The sequence below is a fragment of the Microbacterium sp. HD4P20 genome, assembly GCF_019449275.2.
In the GTDB taxonomy this organism is placed as follows: domain Bacteria; phylum Actinomycetota; class Actinomycetes; order Actinomycetales; family Microbacteriaceae; genus Microbacterium.
Map to the genome: position 1 here is coordinate 72173 of NZ_JAHZQZ020000018.1, position 17773 is coordinate 89945.

Genomic DNA, 17773 nt, shown 5'->3' on the forward strand with positions numbered 1-17773 from the left:
TCTCTGACTACCATCGAACTCGGCCGCCTCCCGTGCGGCCACGGCCGATTCACGGCCCCGTCAGTTCCGAGAGGTTTCATGTCGAACGACGAGTCATCGAACGCCGCAGCCCGCGAGCGCCGCGACGCTGTGCGTGAGAAGGCGCAGCAGGTGCAGGCACGCCAGTCTCGCGCACGCGTGATCCGCCGCACCTCGCTGGCAGCCGGTGTACTGGCTGTCGTCGCCGTCACCGCGGTCGTCATCACGTGGACCATCTCGTCGAGCGCGTCACGGCCCACCATGAGTCCCGCCAATGTCGTCGACGACGGGTTCATGGTCACCGGCGTCACCGGTGTCGGCCTGACCACCGACGAGTCCGCCGCGAACGGCGCGGTGCAGGGCGCGCAGACGCCCACTCCGACCGCGGAGCCGCCCGCCGAGCCGACGCCGACCGCGACTCCAGCCGAAACCGCCGCCGTCGACATCCGCGTGTACGTCGACTACCTCTCGACCGGCTCCCGCGACTTCCAGGTGTCCAACGTGCAGCAGCTCTCGGAGTGGGTCGACGAGGGCGCCGCCACGCTGACCTACTACCCCGTCGCGATGCTCACCGCCAAGTCCAACGGCACCAAGTACTCGCTGCGCGCGGCCGCCGCAGCCGCGTGCGTCGCGCAGCACTCGCCCGACTACTTCTTCGCGTTCAACAACGCGCTCCTCAAGGAGCAGCCCGACGTCGACTCCGACGGGTTCAACGACACCGAGCTGGCCGACCTCGCGATCGCAACGGGACTGGACGGTGCCAAGGTCGTGCGCGGCTGCATCGAGAAGCAGTCGTACGCCTCGTGGGCCAAGACAGCGACGGAGCGGGCGCTGAAGGAGCTTCCCGGCACCGACGGCGTCGCCTTGACCGGAACCCCGATGGTGCTCGTCAACGGCACCCAGTACGTCGGGGCGCTCGACGATCCCAAGGAGTTCGCGCAGTTCGTTCTCACGGTCGCGAGCGACACCTACTACGCGTCGACGCCCACGCCGACGGCCACGCCGACGCCGACGGCGACTCCCACCCCCTGATCGGGTGCAGCGCCCGGCGTCGGTAGACTGGGCGCTCTGCCGGCTTGGCGCAATTGGTAGCGCACCTAACTTGTAATTAGGGGGTTACGGGTTCGAGTCCCGTAGCCGGCTCAGTCTGTTGCCGGCTCGAACGTGATCGTCACCGGAGTCGCGCCCGACGCGCGGTCGAAGACGAGCGTGCCCGTCACGATGGCTGCCCCGCCCGCCGACGGCCCGATCGTCGCCGTGAAGGTCTCGCCTTCGCCCGACCGGTTGAAGTCGGCGACCTCCTCCTCGAGACCGTCCAGCTGCGCGGCATCCCATCCGAACTCGGCGGACAACGCACGCAGGTACCCCACCGCGCCCACCCACCCGCGCACCACATCGGGCCGCAGTGTCACCGTGGCGAGGCGATCATCCCGCGACGTCACGCTCAGACCGGCAATGTCGTCCAGGGCGTACACCTGGTCGCCGGCCGCGACGATCGCCCGGACCGGGCGGCGGAACTCCGCGGACTTCTCACCGTCGGCGGGGAGCCCCAGCTCGGTGGCAGACAGCCCGCCCTCGCCGACGCGCACCCGCACCACTCCCTCGACGTTGACGTAGTCGAAGCCGGCGTCGGTGAGCATGCTCGACCCATCCGGCGCCTTCTGGTCTTCGGACGCGGCCGGGCGCTCCTCGGTCCACCACGAGCCTTGGATGGCGAGGGATGCCAGCACCACGCCGCCGATGATCAGCACCAGCACCGTGGCCGGAAGCCAGGCGAGAAGCGTGCGGGTTCGAGGAGAGACAGCCACGCTCCAGGGTAACCGGGGCATCGGTTCGCCCGAGCCTGGTGAGGCGGGCAAGATGGGACGAGTGACCGCCCACCGAATGCCTGCATGGCTGGCGCTCGTGTCGGCGGTGGGAATCGGCGTGATGACGGCGGTCCAGGCGCGCATCAACGGCCAGCTGGGCGTTCGTCTCGAAGACGGGTTCGTGGCGGCGCTGGTCTCGTTCGGCTCGGGGCTGGTGCTGCTGGTCGCGCTGTCGGGTCTGCTGCCGGCCGGCCGCGCGGGGTTCGGCAGGCTGGTGGCGGGGGTGCGCACGCGAGGCATTCCGTGGTGGATGCTGGCGGGCGGGGCGGCCGGTGCGCTCACCGTGGCGACGCAGGGCCTGGCGGTCGGCCTCATCGGTGTCTCGCTGTTCACGGTCGGTGTGGTGGCGGGGCAGACGGTGAGCGGCCTGCTCCTGGACCGTGCCGGTTTCGGCCCCGCCGGTGTGGTGGCGGTCACTGTGCCTCGACTGGTGGGCGGTGTGCTCGCCCTGGCCGCCGTCAGCATCGCTCTGGCGGGGGACGGTCTCACCGGCATCCCGATCTGGATGGCTCTGCTGCCGGTGCTCGCCGGAGCGGGCATCGCCTGGCAGCAGGCGACGAACGGCCGGCTGCGGCAGCGGGTCGGCACGCCGCTCACCGCAACGCTGGTCAACTTCGCGGGCGGCACGCTGCTGCTGGCGCTCGCCGCCGTCGTGCATGTCGTGGCGACAGGTGCGCCAGCCCCCTTTCCGACGGAGCCGTGGCTCTACCTGGGCGGGGTGATCGGCGTCCTCTACATTGCGCTGGGCGCCGTCGTGGTGCAGCACACCGGTGTGCTGCTGCTGGGCCTCGGGGCCGTCGTCGGACAGCTGGTGACCTCGCTGGTGCTCGACGTCGTTTGGCCCGCTCCGGCCGGCCCCGGTCTGCCACAGGAGCTGGCGATGGTCGCCGTCGCGCTGGTCTCGGTCGTCGTCGCGGCGGTGCCGTGGCGTCGCTGGAACCGGCCTTGAGCGGAGGCCTCCACGCGACGTCGACCGAGAGTCAGTCCTTCGACGGCTTCGGCAGGCGCGTGAGCACATGGCGCGCGTCGACGGCTTTGCGCCGCCCCGCCCCGCCCCGCGCGGGCTTGCCGCCGATGTAGAGCCATCCCAACAGCTCTTCGTTCTTCGTCAGGCCGTGCGCCTTCGCGACCGCCTTGGACCGCGTGTAGTGGCCGGTGCGCCAGATCACACCCCATCCGGCTTCGTCCAGGAGCAGGCTCAGCGCGTGTGCGACGCCGGAAGCGACGGCCTCCTGCTCCCAGCGCGGCACCTTGTCGCTCTTGCGGTAGCTCGCGACGACCGCGACGAGAAGCGGGGCGCGCAGCGGCTTGGACGATGAGCCCTTGTCGCCTTCGGCCTTGGCGATCGCCCGGCCCAAGCGCTCACGGTCGGTGCCCCGCAGCTCGATCAGACGCCACGGCTGCAGTGATGAGTGATCGGCGACGCGTCCCGCCACCGATACGAGCCGCAGCAGTTCGGAGTGCGTGGGCGCCTCATCGGTCACCTTCGACCACGAGCGCCGCGCCCGCATCGCTTCGAGCGCCGAGCCGGTCCGCCCGGCTTCTGCGCGGGGGTCGACGGCGTGTGGCGTCGGCGGGGGGACGCTCACGAGTCGCCCTCGGCTGCGAAGTTCAGCGAGATCGAGTTCATGCAGTACCGGTCGCCGGTGGGCGTGCCGAACCCGTCTGGGAAGACGTGGCCCAGGTGCGAGCCGCAGTTCGCGCATCGCACCTCGGTGCGGACCATGCCGTGGCTGTCGTCCTCGATGAGCTCGACGGCGTCGGGACGGATCGACTCGTAGAAGCTCGGCCAGCCGCAGTGCGAGTCGAATTTGGTGCCGCTGCGGAACAGCTCGGCACCGCACGCGGCGCACGTATAAAGTCCGGCGCGTTCCTCGTCGAGCAGCTCACCGGTCCACGGACGCTCAGTGCCGGCCTCACGAAGCACCGCGAACTGCTCGGGCGTCAGTTCACTGCGCCACTGCTCATCGCTCTTGTCGACGGCGTACGTCATGGACCCTCCTCGGTGCATACAGGTGCCTCCATTCAACCTCAGCAGCGGCGGCCGCGCGCCGTCCCGCCTGGGGGTTGGCCGCGAACGCGCTCCGCGAGCGAAGGGGCCATGAGAGAGGATGACGGAGTGGGAACGGATGCCGCCGCCGACGCCGCGGGGAGGGCACTGTCGTGAGCGAGGCCGTCGTGAAGGGCACTGTCGTGAAGGCACTGTCGTGAACGAGGCCGTCGTGGAGCGGTATGCGCGGTTCTCCCGTGACGAGGCGCCGGGGCGCTCCGAGCTGTATGCCGAATGGGCGGCGGGAGTCGCCGCCGATCCCGAGGTCGCGGCGATCATCGGTCGGATCCCTGCCACCAAGCGCCAGCCGCCGCTCGTCTTCGCGGTGAGCCGCATGCTCGGAGCGCCGGAGCGCGGTTACCCGGCGTGGGCCGCGTGGGTGATGGAGCATGCCGATCGGCTCGTGACCGAGGCATCCCGTCGCGGTCTGCAGACCAACGAGCCGCAACGGTGCGCCGCGCTCCTGCCGGCGCTGGCCGCGCTGGACGGGCCATTGGCGCTGCTCGAGATCGGCGCGAGCGCGGGCCTGTGCCTGTATCCCGACCGCTATTCGTACCGCTACCGCGAGCGCGAATCGGGGCGCGTCATCGGCCTGGACCCCCACGACGGGCCGTCGTCGGTCGTACTGGAGTGCGAGGTCATCGGGGCGCCGACGCTGCGGATGCCGCGGGTCGTGTGGCGGGCGGGCATCGACCTTGCTCCGCTGGATGCTTCCGACCCCGACGACCGCCGATTTCTCACGAGTCTGGTCTGGCCGGGGGAGCGGGGCCGGGTCGAGCGCATCGAAGCGGCTCTCGACATCGCGGCAGCCGACCCGCCCCTGCTGCTGGCCGGTGATGCCACCGATGCGGGCACGTTGGCGGCTCTCGCCTCGGCGGCTCCCTCTGGCGCGACACTGGTCGTCACGACGCCGGGCGTGCTGCCCCACATCCCGCGCGCGGGCCGCGACCGACTCCTGTCGGCGGTGGGCTCGATGCACGCCGTGTGGATCTCGATCGACCCTCCCGGTTTGCACGAGGCGTGGAGACCGCCCGTCGATCCCGAGACGTGGGGCGGCTTCGTACTGGGGCGGGACGGTGTGCCGCTGGCCGCGGTGGATCCACTCGGCGCGTTCGTGGAGTGGCGCGCGAGCGGAACGGATGCCGCGGGCTAGCGTGGCAGCGTGCCTCTGACCGATCGCGATCGCGCCATCCTCGACTTCGAGTCCGAGTGGCGCCGTCACGCGGGGGCCAAGGAAGAGGCGATCCGGGCTGAGCTCGGCCTCTCGCCGGCACGGTATTACCAGCTGCTGGGACGGCTGATCGACACCGCCGAGGCGCAGGAACACGATCCGATGCTGGTCAAACGGCTGCGACGGCTTCGCGATGCGCGCATTGCGGCGCACATCGGCCGCGCCGCCGACATGCGCTGAACGGACCGTCGCGCACGGTCCTCGCCGGTTCGACGGGTAACATCGACGGGTGCCGAGATCGACCTTCCCCCGGGATCGCTTCGACGATCTTCCCGAGACGGACAGGGTCGGCGCGCATCGAGCGGAGAACCCCCGCATGCGCGGATGGGTCGTGCTGCTGTGGGCGGCGCTTGCCACCATCGTCCTCATCGCGGCCGGCATCTTCGGCACCCTGCTCGCCTCGGGCCGCATCGAGCTGTTTCCCGAGCCGACGCCCACGGTCGAGCCCGAACCCGCGGTGACCCCGGTGATCGACACCACCTACCAGGTGCAGGTCCTCAATGCGACGCCCGAGCAGGGGCTCGCGACCCAGGTCAAGGACCTCATCGTGACCGCCGGCTGGGCCGACAGCAGCGTCCTGGCCAGTGGTGCCGGCTCGGAGGACTTCCCCGAGACCACGGTGTTCTACGTCAACTCCGAAGACGAGGCGGCCGCCGCAGGGCTCGCCGAGGTCGTCGGCGGGGCGAACATCGAACAGAGCGACGCCTACCCTGCCGTCGACCCGGCGATGAAGCAGCTGACGGTCGTCATCGGACTGGACCGCACCGCCGCCGGTCAGACGCCCGGACCCACTCCCTGAGCCCGTCGGGGCGGTACTCGCGGCGGGGTGTGTTTCGCGCCGGTAAACAGTTGCGTTCTCTCGTGTCAACAAGTGCTGATCCCGCTCGGTGGCCTGTTCGGCGATGCATACGATGAAGCCCAGTACCGCCGGCAACAGGAGAATTCGCATGACCCAGGGCACCGTCAAATGGTTCAACGCCGAGAAGGGATTCGGCTTCATCACCGTCGCCGACGGCCAGGACGTCTTCGTCCACTACTCGAACATCGACATGACCGGGTTCCGCGTCCTGGAAGAGGGGCAGACGGTCGAGTTCACCGTCGGAAGCGGTCAGAAGGGCCCGCAGGCGGAGGCGGTGCGGGTCGTCGCCTGACGAGCCTGCTCTCCGGCGGGAAGAACCCGCACCACCCGAAACGTCGATGCCGCGGCATCGACGTTTCGTTGTGTGTCGGCGTCGAGGCGCAGCTTGCACTCGGTAGGTGCGAGTGCCAGAATGATTTAGCACTCGTGATTGTTGAGTGCTAATACCCAAAGCCTACGTTCCGGAGGGACGACACACACATGGCAAAGATCATCGCTTTCGACGAGGAGGCCCGCCGTGGCCTCGAGCGCGGCCTCAACATCCTGGCCGACGCCGTCAAGGTGACGCTCGGCCCGCGCGGTCGCAACGTCGTGCTTGAGAAGAAGTGGGGCGCCCCCACGATCACGAACGACGGCGTCTCGATCGCCAAGGAGATCGAGCTCGACGACCCGTACGAGAAGATCGGCGCGGAGCTCGTCAAGGAGGTCGCCAAGAAGACCGACGACGTCGCCGGTGACGGCACCACCACCGCGACCGTGCTCGCCCAGGCGCTCGTGCGCGAGGGCCTGCGCAACGTCGCCGCCGGTGCCGACCCCATCTCGCTCAAGAAGGGCATCGAGAAGGCCGTCGCCGCCATCACCGCCGAGCTTCTCTCCAGCGCCAAGGAGGTCGAGTCCAAGGAGCAGATCGCTGCCACCGCCTCGATCTCGGCCGCTGACCCCGAGATCGGCGCGCTCATCGCCGAGGCCATCGACAAGGTGGGCAAGGAGGGCGTCGTCACCGTCGAGGAGTCGCAGACCTTCGGCACCGAGCTCGAGCTCACCGAGGGCATGCGTTTCGACAAGGGTTACATCAACCCCTACTTCGTGACGGACCCGGAGCGCCAGGAGGCCGTCTTCGAGGACGCCTACATCCTGATCGCGAACCAGAAGATCTCGAACATCAAGGACCTTCTGCCCATCGTCGACAAGGTGATCCAGGACGGCAAGGAACTCGTCATCATCGCCGAGGACGTCGAGGGCGAAGCGCTCGCGACCCTGGTGCTGAACAAGATCCGCGGCATCTTCAAGTCCGTCGCCGTCAAGGCTCCGGGCTTCGGCGACCGCCGTAAGGCGCAGCTGCAGGACATCGCGATCCTCACGGGTGGCCAGGTCATCACCGAGGAGGTCGGTCTCAAGCTCGAGAACGCCACCCTCGACCTGCTCGGCCGTGCGCGCAAGGTCATCGTCACCAAGGACGAGACCACGATCGTCGAGGGTGCCGGCGACGCCGCTGCCATCGAGGGCCGCGTCACGCAGATCCGTCGCGAGATCGACAACACCGACAGCGACTACGACCGTGAGAAGCTCCAGGAGCGTCTCGCCAAGCTCGCCGGCGGCGTGGCCGTCATCAAGGCGGGCGCGGCGACCGAGGTCGAGCTCAAGGAGCGCAAGCACCGCATCGAGGACGCCGTTCGCAACGCGAAGGCGGCCGTCGAAGAGGGCATCGTCCCCGGTGGTGGCGTCGCGCTCATCCAGGCCGGCAAGGTCGCGTTCGAGGGCCTCGAGCTCACGGGCGACGAGGCGACCGGTGCGAACATCGTTCGCGTCGCGATCGAGGCGCCGCTCAAGCAGATCGCCCTGAACGCGGGCCTCGAGCCGGGTGTCGTCGCGAACAAGGTCGCGGAGCTCGAGCCGGGCTTCGGTCTCAACGCCGCTACCGGCGAGTACGGTGACCTGTTCGCACAGGGCATCATCGACCCGGCCAAGGTGACGCGCTCGGCGCTGCAGAACGCTGCGTCGATCGCCGCGCTGTTCCTCACGACCGAGGCCGTCGTCGCCGAGAAGCCCGAGAAGGCGTCGGCTCCGGCCGGTGGCGACCCGACCGGTGGCATGGACTTCTGATCCAGAAGCCGTCGCGCGCATAGCGTCATAACGATGGGCCCCTCCTTCGGGAGGGGCCCATCGTCGTTGCGCGGTGTCAGCGGAACAGGCTGGTCGTCGACAGCTCGGTGTCGGCGTACTGCCGGCCCGCAGCTGCCAGTGCCGCGCTGATGCCGGTGAGCGACTCCTCGACCTGGCGCTGGGTGGCCCGCCACTGGTCGACGACGCCGTGGAAGGCGATCGCCGCAGATCCGGTCCAGGACGACTGCAGCTGGGTCAGCTGCGCCATCATCGCGTTGGACTCGGCCTGCAGGCGCTCGATCGTGCCGCGCACGGTCGCGGTGCCGGCCAGGACCGCGTCGCTGTCGACGGAGAAGACGGCCATGATGCTCCCTTCGAGGGGCGGGACGGATGCCGCGCCTCCTTCGCGTGCCACGCTACGAGTCCCACTGCGCGCGCGGTCGGCGTGCCGGTGAAGCTGTGGAGAGGGAGTGCCGCGGGCCGGCCTGGGGAGGAACGGCCGTCAGTCCGGCGAGATGGGCTCCGATCGCGGGCGAGCGAGCGGCTGCGTCTGGAGGTCGACGTGCTCCGCGGCATCCCGTGCATCCGCGAGGGGGAACGACACTCGGAACGTGGCGCCGCCGCCGGGCGTGTCGAACACGTCGACAGCGCCGTGCAGTGCTTCGACGATGGAGGCGACGATCGACAGGCCCAGACCCGAGCCGCCGGTCTCACGCGTGCGGGAGTTGTCGGCCCGCCAGAACCGCTGGAAGATCTTCTCCTTGATCTGATCGGGGACGCCTTCGCCGTGGTCGACCACTTCGATCCACCCCATGCGCGAGCGGTGATCGATGCCCACCCGAAGTTCGATGGGCGAGTCGTCCGCCGTGAAGCGGCGCGCGTTGCCGAGCAGATTCGTGACGATCTGCCGGATGCGGTTCTCATCGCCCAGCACGACGGGCTCCAGCGGCGCGGTCTCCGGCACGGGCTTCGGTCCAGGCAGCACCGACGGCAGCGTGTCGGCGGCGACCCCATTGGCATCCGCGGCCGGCAGCGGCTTGGGCCGGCGCCGAAGCAGCGAGAGGGTGGCTCCTGCCCGTGAGATGGCCGAGGTCGACCCGGTGCGGCGCTTCACCTCTGGCTCCTCGGTGCCGATCGGCAGTGGTGGCAGCGCCGCGCCGTCGGTCGTGTCGATGACCGCGACCGGGCGCATGGGCGATGCCGCACGCACGTCGAGCGCGGCATCCTTGGCGATCGGCCGAAGGTCGACCGGGCCGAGGATGACGTCGCGCTTCTCGTCCAGCCGGGCCAAGGCGAGCAGGTCCTCGACGAGGAGGCCCATGCGGATCGCCTCCTTCTCGATGCGGTCCATCGACTGCGCGACATCGTCATCGCCTCGCACGGCGCCCATCCGGTACAGCTCGGCGTAGCCGCGCACCGTGACCAGCGGCGTGCGCAGCTCGTGGCTCGCGTCGCCGATGAACCGGCGCATCTGCCGCACGGTCGCGTCGCGCTGCGAGATCGCCGCATCCACGTGGTTCAGCATCGCGTTGATCGCCGTCTTGAGGCGACCGACCTCGGTGGTCGTGGGTTCGATGTCGGTCATGCGCTGGCTGAGGTCGCCGGACGCGATCGCGTCGGCGGTCGACTCGACCTGGCCGAGACTGCGGAAGGTCAGGGTGACCAGACCGCGGGTGGCCACCGCACCGGCCAGGAGGATGAGGATCGCCAGGATGCTGTAGATCCCGATGTAGGAGGCGACCGTCCGGTTCACTGTGGCCAAAGGGACAGCGACCATCTGAGAATAGAGGGAGCCGGTGTTGCCCAGCTCCTGCACTGTGACCGTGGCGCGGAAGTGCGTCTCGCCGTCCTGCGATGGCAACGTGATCACTGCCAGTTCCCGCGACTGCGCCACATCGAGCGGATACACCTTGGGAAACGCCGGTTCGGGGCCGCCTCGTCCTCCAGCTGTAGCGGTCAACTCACCTTCGACCGGTTCGTAGACGGCGACGAAGTAATCGGTGGATGGTGCGTTGTCCGACGGGTCCGCGGTGAACTTGCCATCGTCGAAGGCGAGGTCCAGGAGAGGGCTGGTGACATCCGTGCGCGCCAGGGCGTCGACTTGGGTGTCGACGTTCTCGATGAGGGTGTTACGCAGGAACGCCAGGGTACCGATCCCGGCCGCGAACAGCCCGACAGCCAAGAGCACGACGGTGACCCCGGTGACTTTCGCGCGCAGGCTCGTGCCGCGCCACCACCGGGTGACCGCGTCAGGCTTGTGCGCCAGGTCGCCCCCTTCGAACGCCGCCAGATCAGGCGGTCTTGCCGGCCTTGAGCATGTAGCCGAAGCCGCGCTTGGTCTGGATGAGTGGTTCCGTCGAGTGCGGGTCGATCTTGCGTCGCAGGTACGAGATGTAGCTCTCGACGATGCCCGCGTCGCCGTTGAAGTCGTACTCCCACACGTGGTCGAGGATCTGCGCCTTCGACAGCACCCGGTTCGGGTTGAGCATGAGGTAGCGCAGCAGCTTGAACTCGGTGGGGCTGAGGTCGATCGAGGCCTCGCCCACCTGGACGTCGTGGGTGTCCTGGTCCATGGTCAGCTCGCCGGCGCGGATCACCGACTCCTCGTCCGCCTGCATGGTGCGGCGGAGGATCGCCTGGATACGGGCGACGATCTCGTCGAGGCTGAACGGTTTGGTGACGTAATCGTCGCCGCCGGCGTTGAGGCCGGCGATCTTGTCCTCGGTCTCGTCCTTCGCGGTGAGGAACAGGATCGGGGCCGTGTAGCCGGCACCCCGGAGGCGCTTGGTGACGCTGAACCCGTTCATGTCGGGGAGCATGACGTCGAGGATGATGAGGTCAGGCTCTTCCTCCAGCACAGCCGAGATCGTCTGGGCTCCGTTCGAGACGGCCCGGACCTGGAAACCGGCGAATCGCAGGCTCGTGATCAGCAGATCGCGGATGTTCGGTTCGTCGTCCACGACGAGGATGCGCGGTGCGGTCATGGGCCCATTATGTCGGCGTATGCAATGGGCTCGCTGGATATCGACCGCACGAGCGGCAAATCGGCACGACTCGCGTGCGTGGGCGCTGCCTCGAAGTCCTCGACGTAGAGCACCGCCAAGCAGCCCGCGACCACCAGAACGCTCAGGCTGCCAGCGAGTGCGCGTCCAGGATCGTGTAGGCGTAGCCCTGTTCGGCGAGGAAGCGCTGCCGGTTCTGGGCGAAGTCCTGATCGACCGTGTCGCGCGCGATGAGGGTGTAGAAGCTGGCGGTGTTGCCCGACTTCTTCGGGCGCAGTAGGCGTCCGAGTCGCTGGGCCTCCTCCTGGCGCGAGCCGAACGAGCCCGAGACCTGGATGGCGACGGATGCCTCGGGCAGATCGATCGAGAAGTTCGCGACCTTCGACACCACGAGCACCGAGATCTCGCCGACGCGGAACGCCTGGTAGAGCTCTTCGCGCTCGTCCACGGGCGTCTGGCCGGTGATCTTCGGTGCGTTCAGCGCCTCGGCCAGCACGTCGATCTGGTCGAGGTACTGCCCGATGATGAGAATGCGCTCGCCCTCGTGCCGCTCGACCAGCTGCCGCACGACGCCGATCTTCGCGGGGGCCGTCGCGGCGAGGCGATAGCGCTCGTCGTCGGCAGCGGCGGCGTATTCCAGCCGGTCTCCGGCGGGAAGGTCAACCCGGACCTCGTAGCAGACAGCGGGAGAGATGAAGCCCTGGGCCTCGATCTCCTTCCAGGGCGCGTCGAACCGCTTGGGGCCGATCAGGCTGAACACGTCTCCCTCCCGGCCGTCCTCGCGTACGAGGGTGGCAGTGAGCCCGAGCCGCCGACGGGCCTGCAGATCTGCAGTCAGCTTGAAGACCGGCGCGGGCAGCAGATGGACCTCGTCGTACACGATCAGTCCCCAGTCCAGCGCGTCCAGCAGCGCGAGGTGGGCGTACTCGCCCTTCCGCTTGGCGGTGAGGATCTGGTAGGTCGCGATGGTGACCGGTTTGATCTCCTTGGCCTGACCGGAGTACTCGCCGATCTCTTCGGCGGTCAGCGACGTGCGCCGCAGCAGCTCGTCCCGCCACTGCCGCGCGCTCACCGTGTTGGTCACGAGGATCAGCGTGGTGGTCTTGGTCTCGGCCATCGCCGCCGCCCCCACGAGCGTCTTGCCGGCACCGCACGGAAGCACGACGACACCCGAGCCGCCCTCGGTGAAGATGTCGACGGCCTGGCGCTGGTACGGGCGCAGCGTCCAGGCACGCCCGTCGCCCTCGTCGGCGAGATCGATCGGATGCGGTGTGCCCGGTGTGTAGCCGGCGAGGTCTTCGGCCGGCCAGCCGATCTTGAGCAGCTCCTGCTTGATGTGGCCGCGTGCCCAGGCGTCCACGACGAAGGTGTCGGGGGACGGGTGGCCGATCAGCAGGGGCTGGATGCGCTTGTTCTTCGAGACCTCGGCCAGCACCGCGGCATCCGTCGATTTCAGGATCAGCTCGCCCTCGCCGCCGTCCTCGACGCGGTTGCGGTCGATGACCAGACGCCCGTAGCGGCCGACCGTCTCGGCGATGTCGATCGACACCGACGGCGGAACCGGGAAGCGCGACCATCGCTCGAGCGTGGCGAGCATGTCGTCGGCATCATGGCCGGCGGCGCGCGCATTCCACAGACCCAGCCGCGTGATGCGGTAGGTGTGGATGTGCTCGGGCGCGCGCTCCAGTTCGGCGAAGATCGCCAGCTCATGGCGCGCGCTCTCGGCGTCGGGGTGCGCGACTTCGAGCAGCACAGTGCGATCGCTCTGGACGATGAGGGGGCCGTCAGCCATAACGGGCCAGTCTACCCGGGCGCCGGGTGACGGGCGCCTGCCGGGCGGCGATCAGGGAGATCTCACGCTCTTGATGCTCGAGACGGGAAGAGTGCGTTCGATGTCGGCGGCGCGGTCGCGGCCGCGCAGCCTGCCGCCGCCGAGACCGGATGCCTCGAGCGTCAGTGATCGCTCCGAGCCGTCCGGCATCCGCACGACCACGACGATCTCGGTGCGGGCGCGAACAGCCTGTTCCAGCTCGCGTTCGAGCCAGCCCGTCTCGCCCTCGGTGCCATGCCCGCCGCGCAGGGTCGCGATGAGCCGCGCGTAGGTCTGCAGCGGCGTCGCCCGCGGTTCGATCGGTGCTACGGTCGCCCGACGGTGCACCGACTCGGGCGCGCCCGTCGGGTCGAGCGCCACGACGGGGTACCGGGCGTCGGCGAGCGTCCAGTAGACGGCATCCCTTGCGACACGCGAGGTCAGGACGTCGCCTTCTTCGAGCAGCCCGAGGGCGCGCAGCGACTGGTCGACCGCGATGGTCGCCAGCAGCGCGTGGTCGGCGCTCTCGACCCGCGTGCGACCCGTCGCCTCGTGGGTCCGCACCCGCACCAGGCCGTGGCGTGCGGCGGTGCTCTCGATGAGGTAGTCCAGCGGCTGCGGGATGCCGGTCAACGACAGCGTCGCCAGGAACTGGCGGATCGACTCGGCCGTCTCGCCGTCGGTCATGCCGGCTCCGAGGGACTCGGCGGTGAACCGGTAGGTGGAGGCCTGCGCGCGGGATTCCCGCAGTGCGAGGGAACGCAGACGCAGATCCAGCGCGGGCGCCAGCGGTCCCGGCGCGATGGCGGTGAGATCGGCTTGCAGATACACGCGATCGATCTCGGCGGGCAGATGCGACGCCATGGCCGCGGCATCCGTCGGGGCTCCCGCGCGCAGCGCGTGGGTCCAGGGAAATTCCTCGCCGTCGGAGCCGAGAAGGCCCCACCGGGCGCCGATCCGGCGTAGCCGCGCCGATTCTGCGGGCCAGTCCGGATCGAGCGGATAAGCCGAAGACCATGCCTCGGTCGCGACGAATCCACCGGCGGAGGTCCGCAGGCCCCGCGGGAGCGCCGTGCGGAACCCCTCGGCGATCTGGGCCCACCGCTCACGTGTCGGTGTCGCCAGCCACCGCTCGCCGGCCTCGGTCACCGCCCAGTCGCGAGCGCGCGCGACCGCGAGCCCGGCGGCAGCAGCTGAGGTCAGCAGATCGTCGAGGTCTTCCGGAGCGGCGATCGCCCCGGCATCCGCAAGCCGCCGGCGATCGGCAGCACTGACGGGACCCGCGCCGGTACGGGCCAGCGGCGCGTGCAGGCAGGCCAGCAGCAGGTCGGCGAGTGCACCCGCCGTCGTGAACGCACGTTCCGCCGCCGCAGCGACCGCGTGGGCATCGGGGGCGACCGGTGATGTGACAGGTCTGGCGGGCTCGAACGCGTCCGGGTGCGCGGCGACCGCAGCGTCAACGCGCGCCGTCACGGCCGAGAACGCGCGACCCGAGTCGTCGACCAGGGCGAGTCGGGCAGCGTTGCCGCCAGCGGCGGATTCGCCGGTCGCGAGGGCGATCAGTTCGCCGCGCGATAGCCGCGTGAGCGCGCGGTCGATCGATCCCGGTTCGAGCAGGCCCTCGGCGGCGTCGAAGAAGTCGTGCCAGCCGACCGACGACGAGACGCCACGCGCGGTCAGCGCATCGGCCAGGACGACGTCGTCGCGAGCCGCGAGCCAGGTCGCGAGAGCGCGCGCATCGGAGGCCAATTCGGTTCAGCCCCCTCGGTTGGCCCGAGCCCTCCGCGCGAAGCTCATGATGAGCACGGCCAGCAGCAGCCCGAACGCGACGATGGGGGCGATGTACACCAGCACACCGACCAGCGGCCAGATGCCGGAGCTGAAGTCCGCACCAGCGGACGAGCCGATCATGATCGCGAAGAAGCTGATGATGGAGAGCACGAGAAGCCCGAGCGACATGAACGCCAGGATGCGGTCGATGCGGCGGATCGGGATGTCCTCGCCCGGAGACTTCGTGCTCATCCGCTCTAGCCTACCGCGCCCCGCCCCGCCCGTCCCCGCCCCTGTCTCCTCTCGCCTCGCCTCTGTCTCCTCTCGCCTCGCCTCTGTCTCCTCTCGCCTCGCCTCTGTCTCCTCTCGCCTCGCCTCTGTCTCCTCTCGCCGAGCATGTTGCCTTCTCGCCGACCATGTGGGTTTATCGCCGACCATGTGCACATGGTCGCGGGAAAAGGGACATGGTCGCGGGAAAAGGGACATGGTCGCGGGGGAGGGACATGGCCGGGGGAGGAGGGGCGGGGTCGCGGGAGGAGGGCGGGGTCGCGGGGAGGGGCTTGCGGGTAGGCTGGAGGGGTGGGGATCGCAGGGTTCCCGCATTTGTCATGCTCTGTTCCGCCCGCGCCCCGATCGCGAGGCGCCGTCACCCAGCGAGGTCTCGATGCCCACCGGCAAGGTCAGGTTCTACGACGAGGAGAAGGGGTTCGGCTTCATCGCTTCCGATGACGGCCAGGACGTCTTCCTGCACGCCACCGCCCTGCCCGCCGGCGCGCCCGCGCCGAAGGCTGGTGCGCGGCTCGAGTTCGGCGTGGCCGACGGTAAGCGCGGGCCGCAGGCGCTGTCGGTGCGCGTGCTCGAGGCGCCGGTCAGCCTCGCCAAGCGCACACGCAAGCCCGCCGATGACATGGCGATCATCGTCGAGGATCTCGTGAAGCTGCTCGACGGCATCGGTGGCGATCTTCGTCGCGGACGGTATCCGAGCGGTGCACACGCCAAGAAGGTCGCCGCGGTGCTGCGCAAGGTGGCCGAGGAGCTCGATGCCTGAGTCGGCAGAGCACGCCGAAGCGACCCCGGATGCAGCTGCCGAAGCCGCCGAGGAGGCACAAGCAGTCGTGGAGGTGCCCGATGACGCGCCCAGCGAGTCGGCCGAGCCCGATGCCTCACTGCTCGAGTCGCGCGACCTCGCGCTCGCAGCGCTGCACGAGATCACGCCGGAGTGGACCATCGGCGATCCGGCCGACTACCGGCTCGAAGCCGACGGCGTCGTCTCGCTGCGCTTCGCCAATCGAATGCCCGGGTATCCGGGTTGGCTCTGGACCGTGAGTCTCGCCCGTGTCGAAGGTGCCGAGCCGACGGTGCTCGAGGTGGAACTGCTCCCCAGCGACGGCGCATTGCTCGCGCCCGACTGGGTGCCGTGGGCCGTTCGCCTGGCGGAGTATCACGCCACGCAGGCGGCACTCGCGGAAGCGGCGCACGCCGAAGGCGAGGATGTCGAGGGCGACGAGGACCTGGACGACCACGACCTGGACGACCACGACCTGGAAGACGTCGACGATCTCGATGCCGTCGACTTCGACGACGACGGCTCGTCCATCCTCCATGCCGGCGACGTCGACGGGGTCGACATCGACGAGCTCGCGGACGCCGACGATTCCGACGAGGATTACGCCGACGAGGATTACGCCGACGACGACTCGGACGACGAGGACGCGGACGACGAAGATTCGGACGACGAGGACGAGGACTCCGACGAGGACGACGACTCGGACGACTCGGACGAAGACTCCGACGACGAGGACGAGGACGAGGACTCAGACGAAGACTCCGAAGAGGACGAGGACGACTCGGACGACTGAGCGCCTTCGCGCCCCGCGGCGCGGGGATCCGCGAACGCTCGCGCGGGTCAGCCCAGGCGCTCGACCGTGTAATCGATGCAGCGGATGAGCTGACGCACGTCATCCGGATCGATCGACACGAACGTCGCGACGCGCAGCTGGTTGCGGCCCAGCTTGCGGTAGGGCTCGGTGTCGACGACGCCGTTGGCGCGGAGGCTCTTCGCTACGGCCGCGGCATCCACCGTCTCGTCGAAGTCGACGGTCACGACGACGGGCGAGCGGTCGGCGGGGTCGGTTACGAAGGGCGTGGCGAATACGGATGCCTCGGCCCAGTCGTACAGCGCCTGCGACGACTCGCGTGTACGGGCGTCGGCCCAGCGCAGGCCCCCGTTGCCGTTGATCCACGTCAGCTGCTCGTTCAGCAGGAACAGCGTGGCCAGTGCGGGGGTGTTGAGGGTCTGGTTGAGACGGGAGTTGTCGAGCGCCTGCTTGAGGCTCAGGAACTCGGGGATGTAGCGGTCCGATGCCGCGATCCGCTCGATGCGCTCGATTGCCGCGGGCGACACGAGAGCGAACCACAGTCCGCCGTCCGAGCCGAGGTTCTTCTGCGGGGCGAAGTAGTAGACGTCGGCCTCGGCGGCGGTGAAATCGATGCCGCCGGCCGCGCTGGTGGCATCGACGACGGTCAGTGCGCCGTCATCGCCGTGGACGCGTTCGACCGGGGCGGCCACGCCCGTGGAGGTCTCGTTGTGCGGCCACGCGTAGACGTCCACGCCCGCGACGGACTCCGGCGCGGTGCGGGTGCCGGCGGCGACTTCGCGCACGTCGGGGGCCTCGAGCCACGGGGCCTTCGCCGCCTTGGCGAACTTGCCTCCGAACTCGCCGAACACCAGGTGCTGGCTGCGCGTCTGGATGAGACCGAACGCCGCGGCGTCCCAGAACGCCGTCGAGCCGCCGTTGCCGAGGATCACCTCGTACCCCTCGGGAATGCGGAAGAGCTCCTGCAGGCCGGTGCGTACGTCGCCCACGAGGTTCTTGACGGGCGCCTGCCGGTGCGAGGTCCCCATGAGCGCCGCGCCGCGTGCGGCGAGGGCCTCGAGATGCGCCGGGATGACCTTCGACGGGCCGCAGCCGAATCGTCCGTCGGCAGGCAGGATCTCACGCGGAAGCTCGATGTGGGGCATGCATCGATTCTAGAGAGCGTGCCGATCCCGCCCCTCCCGC

General features: G+C 69.4%; 19 protein-coding genes and 1 tRNA gene. 10 read left to right on the forward strand and 10 right to left on the reverse strand.

Features of this window, described 5'->3' with window-relative positions; all coding sequences use genetic code 11:
• Positions 1 to 78: 78 nt before the first annotated feature.
• A complete protein-coding gene (locus tag K0817_RS13625) occupies positions 79 to 1050 on the forward strand; it encodes a thioredoxin domain-containing protein (RefSeq protein ID WP_219982079.1) in 972 nt (323 codons plus the stop codon).
• A gap of 38 nt (positions 1051 to 1088) precedes the next feature.
• Positions 1089 to 1161: transfer RNA gene (locus K0817_RS13630), tRNA-Thr, on the forward strand.
• On the opposite strand, the gene K0817_RS13635 is transcribed toward K0817_RS13630, so the two are convergent.
• The gene (locus K0817_RS13635) at positions 1161 to 1826 is read right to left on the reverse strand and encodes a hypothetical protein (RefSeq protein ID WP_219982080.1); all 666 of its coding nucleotides are present in this window, start codon (positions 1824 to 1826) and stop codon (positions 1161 to 1163) included. The two genes, K0817_RS13630 and K0817_RS13635, sit on opposite strands and share 1 nt — an antisense overlap.
• A gap of 76 nt (positions 1827 to 1902) precedes the next feature.
• Here K0817_RS13635 and K0817_RS13640 point away from each other — a divergent pair, with 76 nt between their 5' ends.
• Positions 1903 to 2835, forward strand: coding sequence for a DMT family transporter (locus tag K0817_RS13640; RefSeq protein ID WP_253735418.1), 933 nt, complete (start codon positions 1903 to 1905; stop codon positions 2833 to 2835).
• Between the two features lie 31 nt (positions 2836 to 2866).
• On the opposite strand, the gene K0817_RS13645 is transcribed toward K0817_RS13640, so the two are convergent.
• Together K0817_RS13645 and msrB are read right to left on the reverse strand one after the other, a co-directional pair.
• The gene (locus tag K0817_RS13645) at positions 2867 to 3397 is read right to left on the reverse strand and encodes a nitroreductase family protein (RefSeq protein ID WP_219982349.1); all 531 of its coding nucleotides are present in this window, start codon (positions 3395 to 3397) and stop codon (positions 2867 to 2869) included.
• Between the two features lie 74 nt (positions 3398 to 3471).
• Positions 3472 to 3879 (reverse strand): peptide-methionine (R)-S-oxide reductase MsrB, encoded by a 408-nt coding sequence (gene msrB / locus K0817_RS13650; protein WP_219982082.1) that lies wholly within the window; start codon positions 3877 to 3879, stop codon positions 3472 to 3474.
• Between the two features lie 214 nt (positions 3880 to 4093).
• Here msrB and K0817_RS13655 point away from each other — a divergent pair, with 214 nt between their 5' ends.
• The 5 genes from K0817_RS13655 to groL all read left to right on the forward strand — a co-directional run bounded on the left by K0817_RS13655 (position 4094) and on the right by groL (position 8129).
• A complete protein-coding gene (locus K0817_RS13655; RefSeq protein ID WP_253735389.1) occupies positions 4094 to 5089 on the forward strand; it encodes a DUF2332 domain-containing protein in 996 nt (331 codons plus the stop codon).
• 9 nt (positions 5090 to 5098) lie between these two features.
• Positions 5099 to 5347, forward strand: coding sequence for a DUF3263 domain-containing protein (locus tag K0817_RS13660; RefSeq protein ID WP_219982083.1), 249 nt, complete (start codon positions 5099 to 5101; stop codon positions 5345 to 5347).
• Between the two features lie 49 nt (positions 5348 to 5396).
• Entirely contained in the window at positions 5397 to 5966 is a 570-nt protein-coding gene (locus K0817_RS13665) for a LytR C-terminal domain-containing protein (RefSeq protein ID WP_219982084.1), read from the forward strand.
• A gap of 148 nt (positions 5967 to 6114) precedes the next feature.
• Entirely contained in the window at positions 6115 to 6318 is a 204-nt protein-coding gene (locus tag K0817_RS13670; protein WP_168911050.1) for a cold-shock protein, read from the forward strand.
• Positions 6319 to 6506: 188 nt separating this feature from the next.
• Positions 6507 to 8129 (forward strand): chaperonin GroEL, encoded by a 1623-nt coding sequence (groL, locus tag K0817_RS13675; protein ID WP_219982085.1) that lies wholly within the window; start codon positions 6507 to 6509, stop codon positions 8127 to 8129.
• A 76-nt stretch (positions 8130 to 8205) separates the two neighbouring features.
• Here groL and K0817_RS13680 read toward each other — a convergent pair whose 3' ends face one another.
• From K0817_RS13680 to K0817_RS13705, 6 genes are all read right to left on the reverse strand, one after another.
• Positions 8206 to 8493, reverse strand: a complete 288-nt coding sequence (locus K0817_RS13680) for a WXG100 family type VII secretion target (RefSeq protein WP_219982351.1) — start codon at positions 8491 to 8493, stop codon at positions 8206 to 8208.
• A 138-nt stretch (positions 8494 to 8631) separates the two neighbouring features.
• On the reverse strand, positions 8632 to 10317 hold the full coding sequence (locus tag K0817_RS13685; protein WP_253735390.1) for a HAMP domain-containing sensor histidine kinase: 1686 nt from the start codon (positions 10315 to 10317) through the stop codon (positions 8632 to 8634).
• 103 nt (positions 10318 to 10420) lie between these two features.
• Positions 10421 to 11113, reverse strand: a complete 693-nt coding sequence (locus tag K0817_RS13690) for a response regulator transcription factor (RefSeq protein WP_219982086.1) — start codon at positions 11111 to 11113, stop codon at positions 10421 to 10423.
• Positions 11114 to 11255: 142 nt separating this feature from the next.
• Complete coding sequence (locus K0817_RS13695; protein WP_219982087.1) at positions 11256 to 12923, reverse strand: DNA repair helicase XPB; 1668 nt, start codon at positions 12921 to 12923, stop codon at positions 11256 to 11258.
• A gap of 51 nt (positions 12924 to 12974) precedes the next feature.
• Positions 12975 to 14690 (reverse strand): helicase-associated domain-containing protein, encoded by a 1716-nt coding sequence (locus K0817_RS13700; RefSeq protein WP_219982088.1) that lies wholly within the window; start codon positions 14688 to 14690, stop codon positions 12975 to 12977.
• A 6-nt stretch (positions 14691 to 14696) separates the two neighbouring features.
• Positions 14697 to 14963, reverse strand: a complete 267-nt coding sequence (locus tag K0817_RS13705; protein ID WP_219982089.1) for a multidrug ABC transporter ATPase — start codon at positions 14961 to 14963, stop codon at positions 14697 to 14699.
• A gap of 412 nt (positions 14964 to 15375) precedes the next feature.
• On the opposite strand from K0817_RS13705, the gene K0817_RS13710 reads away from it, so the two are divergent.
• Together K0817_RS13710 and K0817_RS13715 are read left to right on the forward strand one after the other, a co-directional pair.
• Positions 15376 to 15759, forward strand: coding sequence for a cold-shock protein (locus K0817_RS13710; protein WP_219982090.1), 384 nt, complete (start codon positions 15376 to 15378; stop codon positions 15757 to 15759).
• Positions 15752 to 16570: a DUF3027 domain-containing protein gene (locus K0817_RS13715; RefSeq protein ID WP_219982091.1), complete on the forward strand. Its 819-nt coding sequence runs from the start codon at positions 15752 to 15754 to the stop codon at positions 16568 to 16570. Before K0817_RS13710 ends, K0817_RS13715 begins: the two co-directional genes overlap by 8 nt.
• A 47-nt stretch (positions 16571 to 16617) precedes the next feature.
• On the opposite strand, the gene serC is transcribed toward K0817_RS13715, so the two are convergent.
• Complete coding sequence (gene serC / locus K0817_RS13720; RefSeq protein WP_219982092.1) at positions 16618 to 17733, reverse strand: phosphoserine transaminase; 1116 nt, start codon at positions 17731 to 17733, stop codon at positions 16618 to 16620.
• Positions 17734 to 17773 lie beyond the last annotated feature (40 nt).